Annotated in this window: 13 protein-coding genes; all 13 read right to left on the reverse strand. The window is 62.0% G+C overall.

Annotated elements, in window-relative coordinates; all coding sequences use genetic code 11:
• Positions 1-15 precede the first annotated feature (15 nt).
• A complete protein-coding gene (gene rplN / locus AC1DTQ_RS11105) occupies positions 16-384 on the reverse strand; it encodes a 50S ribosomal protein L14 (RefSeq protein ID WP_042614221.1) in 369 nt (122 codons plus the stop codon).
• A gap of 16 nt (positions 385-400) precedes the next feature.
• Entirely contained in the window at positions 401-667 is a 267-nt protein-coding gene (gene rpsQ / locus AC1DTQ_RS11110; protein ID WP_477849657.1) for a 30S ribosomal protein S17, read from the reverse strand.
• Positions 668-678: 11 nt separating this feature from the next.
• Positions 679-864, reverse strand: a complete 186-nt coding sequence (gene rpmC / locus AC1DTQ_RS11115) for a 50S ribosomal protein L29 (RefSeq protein ID WP_162315256.1) — start codon at positions 862-864, stop codon at positions 679-681.
• Positions 864-1,277: a 50S ribosomal protein L16 gene (rplP, locus tag AC1DTQ_RS11120; RefSeq protein WP_093289953.1), complete on the reverse strand. Its 414-nt coding sequence runs from the start codon at positions 1,275-1,277 to the stop codon at positions 864-866. The genes rpmC and rplP overlap by 1 nt, the downstream gene beginning before the upstream one ends.
• Before the next feature lie 6 nt (positions 1,278-1,283).
• The gene (gene rpsC / locus AC1DTQ_RS11125) at positions 1,284-2,003 is read right to left on the reverse strand and encodes a 30S ribosomal protein S3 (RefSeq protein WP_310094842.1); all 720 of its coding nucleotides are present in this window, start codon (positions 2,001-2,003) and stop codon (positions 1,284-1,286) included.
• An 18-nt stretch (positions 2,004-2,021) separates the two neighbouring features.
• Complete coding sequence (gene rplV, locus AC1DTQ_RS11130; RefSeq protein WP_093289951.1) at positions 2,022-2,357, reverse strand: 50S ribosomal protein L22; 336 nt, start codon at positions 2,355-2,357, stop codon at positions 2,022-2,024.
• A 10-nt stretch (positions 2,358-2,367) separates the two neighbouring features.
• Entirely contained in the window at positions 2,368-2,646 is a 279-nt protein-coding gene (rpsS, locus tag AC1DTQ_RS11135; protein ID WP_093289950.1) for a 30S ribosomal protein S19, read from the reverse strand.
• 6 nt (positions 2,647-2,652) lie between these two features.
• A complete protein-coding gene (gene rplB, locus AC1DTQ_RS11140; protein WP_310094848.1) occupies positions 2,653-3,480 on the reverse strand; it encodes a 50S ribosomal protein L2 in 828 nt (275 codons plus the stop codon).
• Between the two features lie 10 nt (positions 3,481-3,490).
• Positions 3,491-3,805, reverse strand: a complete 315-nt coding sequence (rplW, locus tag AC1DTQ_RS11145) for a 50S ribosomal protein L23 (protein WP_477849659.1) — start codon at positions 3,803-3,805, stop codon at positions 3,491-3,493.
• Positions 3,802-4,407: a 50S ribosomal protein L4 gene (gene rplD / locus AC1DTQ_RS11150; protein WP_310094853.1), complete on the reverse strand. Its 606-nt coding sequence runs from the start codon at positions 4,405-4,407 to the stop codon at positions 3,802-3,804. The genes rplW and rplD overlap by 4 nt, the downstream gene beginning before the upstream one ends.
• Before the next feature lie 12 nt (positions 4,408-4,419).
• On the reverse strand, positions 4,420-5,073 hold the full coding sequence (rplC, locus tag AC1DTQ_RS11155) for a 50S ribosomal protein L3 (protein WP_093289946.1): 654 nt from the start codon (positions 5,071-5,073) through the stop codon (positions 4,420-4,422).
• Between the two features lie 10 nt (positions 5,074-5,083).
• Positions 5,084-5,395 (reverse strand): 30S ribosomal protein S10, encoded by a 312-nt coding sequence (rpsJ, locus tag AC1DTQ_RS11160; RefSeq protein ID WP_036212661.1) that lies wholly within the window; start codon positions 5,393-5,395, stop codon positions 5,084-5,086.
• A 508-nt stretch (positions 5,396-5,903) separates the two neighbouring features.
• The coding region (locus AC1DTQ_RS11165) for an EF-Tu C-terminal domain-related protein (RefSeq protein WP_477849660.1) at positions 5,904-6,168 on the reverse strand (265 nt) is incomplete at its 5' end.

A 6,168-nucleotide genomic window follows, 5' to 3' on the forward strand; every position in this document is an offset into this window, starting at 1 on the left:
AGTTATGTCCTCGGCTCAGAGCACTTCAGGCGCGAGCGAAACAATCTTCATGAACTTCTCGGAACGCAGCTCGCGGGTCACTGGCCCGAAGATGCGGGTACCGATAGGTTCCTGCTTGTTGTTGAGCAATACGGCGGCGTTGCCATCGAAGCGGATCAGCGAACCATCGGGACGGCGCACACCCTTGCGGGTACGCACCACGACGGCGTCGTAGACTTCGCCTTTCTTGACCTTGCCACGCGGGATGGCGTCCTTGACGGTCACCTTGATGATGTCGCCAATGTGCGCGTAGCGGCGCTTGGAGCCGCCCAGCACTTTGATACACATCAGTTCCTTGGCGCCGGAGTTGTCGGCCGCGTCAAGGTAGCTCTGCATCTGGATCATGATTCAGGTTTCCTTGTTAGACGGCCGCACGGGTGACGATTTCCACCACGCGCCAGTTCTTGGTCTTGGACAGCGGGGCGATTTCGACCACGCGCACCACGTCGCCTTCGTTGCAGGCGTTGTCAGCGTCATGGGCGTGCAGCTTGCTGGAACGGCGGATGTACTTGCCATACAGCGCATGCTTGACCTGACGCTCCACCAGCACGGTGACGGTCTTGTCCATCTTGTTGCTCACGACACGGCCTTCGACCGTGCGCTGCGATTTTTCTTTAGTGTCGCTCATCACGGCGGTCCTTACTTCTTGCTGCCGAGCAGGGTCTTGACGCGAGCGATCTCGCGACGAACCCGCCGGGTTTCATGGGTCTTGGGCAGCTGACCGGTGACCTGTTGCATGCGCAGGGAGAACTGCTCCTTGCGCAGGTCGGTCAGATGTTCGTTCAGCTGGTCGGCCGACTTCTCACGGAGTTGTTTGAGTTCCATTAGCGCACCGTCCGGGTAACGAAAGTGGTGGTCACGGACAGCTTGGCCGCAGCCAGGCGGAACGCCTCGCGTGCGATTTCCTCGGTGACGCCTTCGATTTCATAAATCATGCGGCCCGGCTGGATCTGCGCCACCCAGTATTCCACGTTGCCCTTACCGGAGCCCATGCGGACCTCGATGGGCTTCTTGGTGATGGGCTTGTCGGGGAACACGCGGATCCACATCTTGCCGCCACGCTTGACGTAACGGCTGATGGAACGACGCGCAGCCTCGATCTGGCGCGCGGTCAACTGGCCGTGCGCGGTGGCCTTCAGGCCGTACTCGCCGAAACTGACGAGATTGCCGCTCCAGCTCAGGCCGTCATTGCGGCCCTTGTGCTGCTTGCGGTACTTGGTACGTTTTGGTTGCAACATGGCCGATTACCTCGCGTCACGGTCACGGGCCGGACGCGACGGACGTTCGCTGCGCTCGGGGCGCGCTTCGTCCTGCTTTTCCTGGCCAATCTGGGAGAAGTCGAACACTTCACCCTTGTAAACCCACACCTTGATTCCGATGATGCCGTAGGTGGTCTTCGCCTCGGCAAAACCGTAGTCGATGTCGGCGCGCAGCGTGTGCAGCGGCACGCGACCTTCGCGATACCACTCCGAACGCGCGATTTCCGCACCGTTCAAGCGGCCAGCGACGTTGACCTTGATGCCCAGGGCGCCAAGACGGATCGCGTTGCCGACGGCGCGCTTCATCGCGCGACGGAACATGATGCGGCGCTCGAGCTGCTGGGCGATCGACTCGGCAACGAGCTGCGCGTCCAGTTCCGGCTTGCGCACTTCGGTGACGTTGATGTGCGCCGGGACGCCCATCAGGTCGCTCACTTCCTTACGCAGCTTCTCGATGTCCTCACCGCGCTTGCCGATCACCACGCCCGGGCGGGCGGTGTGGATGGTCACGCGTGCGGTGTTGTTCGGACGCTCGATCAGGATCTTGGAGATACCTGCCTGCGCCAGCTTCTTGCGCAGCATTTCGCGCACCTTGAGGTCGGCAGCCAGATACTCGGCATACAGGCCCTTCTTGGCGAACCACTTGGAGTTCCAGTCCTTGGCGATGCCCAGGCGGAACCCGATCGGATGAACTTTATGACCCATCGTTTTTTCCTTCCGCCTTTACTTGCCTGCGCCCACAACCACAGTGATGTGGCTGGTGCGCTTGAGGATACGGGTGCCGCGGCCCTTGGCCCGCGCCATGAAACGCTTCAGCGACGGACCTTCGTCGACCATGATGGTCACGATCTTCAGTTCGTCGACGTCGGCGCCCTGGTTGTTCTCGGCATTGGCTATCGCCGACTCAACCACTTTCTTGATCATGTGCGCCGCTTTCTTGTCCGAGAACTTCAGCAGGTTCACGGCGCGTTCGGCTGACAGACCGCGCACCTGGTCGGCGACCAGGCGGGCTTTCTGCGCGGAGATGCGCGCGGTGCGCAGGATGGCTTTAGCTTCCATGGTCATCTCCTTAACGCTTGCCCGGCGCGGCTTTCTTGTCGCCACCGTGACCCTTGAAGGTACGGGTGACGGCGAACTCGCCGAGTTTGTGGCCGACCATGTTCTCGTTGACCAGCACCGGGATATGGTTCTTGCCGTTGTGCACGGCGATGGTGAAACCCACCATCTCCGGCAGAATCATCGAACGACGCGACCAGGTCTTGATCGGACGCTTGCTGCCACCGGCGGCCTCCACCTTCTTGATGAGGTGATGGTCGACGAATGGGCCCTTCTTGAGTGAACGTGCCATGGTCGATTAGCCCCTACGATCGCGGACGATGAATTGCTGGGTGCGCTTGTTATGGCGCGTCTTGTAACCCTTGGTCGGCACGCCCCACGGCGTGACCGGATGCGGGTTGCCCTGGCCTGCCTTGGCCTCACCACCACCGTGCGGGTGATCGACCGGGTTCATGGCCGCGCCGCGAACGGTCGGCTTGATGCCGCGCCAACGCTTGGCACCGGCTTTACCCAGCTTCTCGAGGCTATGCTCGCTGTTGCCGACTTCGCCGATGGTCGCGCAGCATTCGATCTGCACCTTGCGCATTTCGCCTGAGCGAAGACGCAGTGTGGCGAAGCCTTGCTCGCGGGCGACCAGCTGCACGCCGGCGCCGGCGGCACGGGCGATCTGCGCGCCCTTGCCCGGCTTCATCTCGATCGCATGCACCGTGGTGCCGACCGGAATGTTGCGCAGCGGCAGGGTGTTGCCGGCGCGGATCGGGGCATCGCTACCCGCGATGACCTGGTCGCCCGCCTTCAGACCCTTCGGCGCGATGATGTAACGGCGTTCGCCGTCGACATAGCACAGCAGCGCGATGTGTGCGGTACGGTTCGGATCGTATTCGATGCGCTCGACGCGGGCGGGAATGCCGACCTTGTCGCGCTTGAAGTCGATCAGACGGTAGTGCTGCTTGTGGCCACCACCGATGTGACGGGTGGTGATGCGGCCGTGATGGTTACGGCCACCGCTCTTGCTTTGCGGCTCGAGCAACGGCGCATGCGGCGCGCCCTTGTGCAGGTCGGGCGTCACGACGCGGACCGCGGAACGGCGGCCGGGCGAAGTGGGCTTGAATTTCATTAATGGCATGGGATGTTCCTCAGGCCTTGGCGGTTACGTCGATGGCCTGGCCTTCGGCCAGACGCACATACGCCTTGCGCCAGCTGCCGCGGCTGCCGGTGCGGTTACGGAAGGACTTGTTCTTGCCCTTGACGTTCAGCACGTTGACGCCCTCGACCTTGACGTCGAACAGCTGCTCGACCGCGGCCTTGACTTCGGCTTTGGTGGCGGTGCTCGAGATTTCAAAGACGTATTGGTTGGAGACTTCCTGCAGGCGAGCGGTCTTCTCGGAAACCCGAGGAGCGCGCAGCACGCTGAAGATTTTTTCGTTGCTGAACTTGGCGGTCGTGCTCATGCCAGCCACTCCTCGATTTTCTTGACCGCATCGGCGGTGATTACGACGGTGTCGGCGCCGACCAGCGAGGCCGGATCCAGACCCTGCACGTCGCGCACTTCCACGTAGGGAAGATTGCGGGCGGACAGGTACAGATGCTCGGAAGCCTCTTCGGTCACGATCAACGGACGACGACCGACTTCCAGGCCTTTGAGCTTGGCGATCAGACCGGTGGTCTTGGCCGAGTCGACGTCGAACGAGTCGACGATCATCAGACGACCCTGGCGATTGAGCTCAGACAGAATGGCCTTCATCGCCGCGCGGTACATCTTGCGGTTGACTTTCTGCTCGAAGCTGCGCGGCTTGGCCGCGAAGGTCCTGCCGCCGCCCACGAAGATCGGAGCGGTCAGGGCGCCGTGACGTGCACCGCCACCCTTCTGCTTCTTGGACTTCTTGGTGGTGCCGTTGACTTCCGAGCGCGTCTTCTGCGCTTTGGTGCCGGCGCGGCCCGCATTGCGGTACGCGACCACGACCTGGTGGACCAGGTCTTCACTGAATTCGCGGCCGAACACTTCGTCGGAAACCGACAATTTGTTGGCGCTGCCTGTGATGGCAAGTTCCATCATCGTTCTCCCTTATCCCTTGCTCGACGGACGCACGATCACGTCGCCACCCGGGGCACCCGGCACCGCGCCACGAATGGCGATCAGTCCGCGCTCGACATCAACTTTCACAACTTCCAGATTCTGCGTGCTCTGGTTCACCGCACCCATGTGGCCGGACATCTTCTTGCCCGGAAACACGCGGCCCGGCGTCTGGCGCTGACCGAGCGAACCCGGCTGGCGGTGCGACAACGAGTTACCGTGGGTGGCGTCGCCCATGGTGAAGTTCCAACGCTTGATGGTGCCCTGGAAGCCTTTGCCCTTGGTCACGCCCTGGACGTCGACCTTCTGGCCCACTTCGAAAATGTCGGCCTTGATTTCGCCGCCGACGGTGAAGTCGCCCAGCTTGTCGTCTTCGACGCGCAGTTCCCACAAGCCACGACCGCCTTCGACCTTGGCCTTGGCCAGGTGACCGGCTGCCGGCTTGTTGATCAGCGCGGCGCGGCGCGTACCCACCACCACTTGCACGGCGCTGTAGCCGTCGGTTTCGGGGGTCTTGAGCTGGGTGATGCGGTTCGGGGTTGCTTCGATCAGGGTGACCGGGATGGACTTGCCATCTTCGGTGAACACCCGGGTCATGCCAGCCTTGCGGCCGACCAGACCCAACGAATATTTCTTCGCGGTCATGTCAGTGGCCTCAGGTCAGCTTGATCTGGACGTCGACGCCGGCAGCCAGTTCGAGCTTCATCAGCGCGTCCACGGTCTTGTCGTTGGGGTCGACGATATCGAGCACGCGCTTGTGCGTGCGGGTCTCGTACTGGTCACGCGCGTCTTTGTCGACGTGCGGCGAGGTAAGGATGGTGTAGCGCTCGATCTTGGTGGGCAACGGGATCGGGCCGCGCACTTGCGCGCCGGTCCGCTTGGCCGTTTCTACGATCTCGCTGGCCGAACGGTCGATCAGACGATGATCGTACGCTTTGAGCCGGATCCGGATCTTTTGGTCCGCCATGACGGTGTTCCTTGGTTAAAAGAGCGACGGGCGCGGCCTCTGGGATGCCTTGCCCCGGTTAATCTTGCTGGTTATTCCCCCGCTAGCCGCTGCTAGAACCCGCGACCGCGATGTGGGGATTCGTCCTGAAAAGCTAGGCGGCCCGGTAAACCGGCCCGCCCAGACAGAAAAGTATAAGACGCGTGAATCACCCCGTCAATAGCGGGGGCGCCAATTCTGGCAATCACGCGACATTTCCTTGTCTGGCGAACACGAGGCGCTTCCTGCACCTCTTTTCGCGGTAGCCGGCGACCTCCCAGGAGGCGCTGGCGGATACTGCAACACACGCCCGGCTGCAAAGCCGGGCGCGAATAATACACTTACTTAATGATCTTTGCCACCATTTTGGGTGGCTTTTTGGATCCCGGCGTTCGCCGGGATGACGCTGCGACCATGGATCCCCGACAAGAGCACTCGGGGATGACGGTTTGGCAAAACCGTGGCCGCTAGGCGGCCACGGGCCAAAACGTCACTTAATGATCTTGGCCACCACGCCGGCGCCAACCGTACGGCCGCCTTCGCGGATCGCAAAACGCAGGCCTTCGTCCATCGCCACCGGGTTGATCAGCGTCACCACCATCTTCACGTTGTCGCCCGGCATCACCATCTCCACACCTTCCGGCAGCTCAACGGCGCCAGTGATGTCGGTGGTGCGGAAGTAGAACTGCGGACGGTAACCCTTGAAGAACGGGGTGTGACGGCCGCCTTCGTCCTTGCTCAGCACATAGACTTCG

This window comes from Pseudoxanthomonas sp. P4_B2 (assembly GCF_056402315.1).

Coding starts and splice junctions, on each gene's coding strand:
- rplN (WP_042614221.1), bottom strand. CDS start 384: ATGATCCAGATGCAGAGCTACCTTGACGCGGCCGACAACTCCGGCGCC.
- rpsQ (WP_477849657.1), bottom strand. CDS start 667: ATGAGCGACACTAAAGAAAAATCGCAGCGCACGGTCGAAGGCCGTGTC.
- rpmC (WP_162315256.1), bottom strand. CDS start 864: ATGGAACTCAAACAACTCCGTGAGAAGTCGGCCGACCAGCTGAACGAA.
- rplP (WP_093289953.1), bottom strand. CDS start 1,277: ATGTTGCAACCAAAACGTACCAAGTACCGCAAGCAGCACAAGGGCCGC.
- rpsC (WP_310094842.1), bottom strand. CDS start 2,003: ATGGGTCATAAAGTTCATCCGATCGGGTTCCGCCTGGGCATCGCCAAG.
- rplV (WP_093289951.1), bottom strand. CDS start 2,357: ATGGAAGCTAAAGCCATCCTGCGCACCGCGCGCATCTCCGCGCAGAAA.
- rpsS (WP_093289950.1), bottom strand. CDS start 2,646: ATGGCACGTTCACTCAAGAAGGGCCCATTCGTCGACCATCACCTCATC.
- rplB (WP_310094848.1), bottom strand. CDS start 3,480: ATGCCATTAATGAAATTCAAGCCCACTTCGCCCGGCCGCCGTTCCGCG.
- rplW (WP_477849659.1), bottom strand. CDS start 3,805: ATGAGCACGACCGCCAAGTTCAGCAACGAAAAAATCTTCAGCGTGCTG.
- rplD (WP_310094853.1), bottom strand. CDS start 4,407: ATGGAACTTGCCATCACAGGCAGCGCCAACAAATTGTCGGTTTCCGAC.
- rplC (WP_093289946.1), bottom strand. CDS start 5,073: ATGACCGCGAAGAAATATTCGTTGGGTCTGGTCGGCCGCAAGGCTGGC.
- rpsJ (WP_036212661.1), bottom strand. CDS start 5,395: ATGGCGGACCAAAAGATCCGGATCCGGCTCAAAGCGTACGATCATCGT.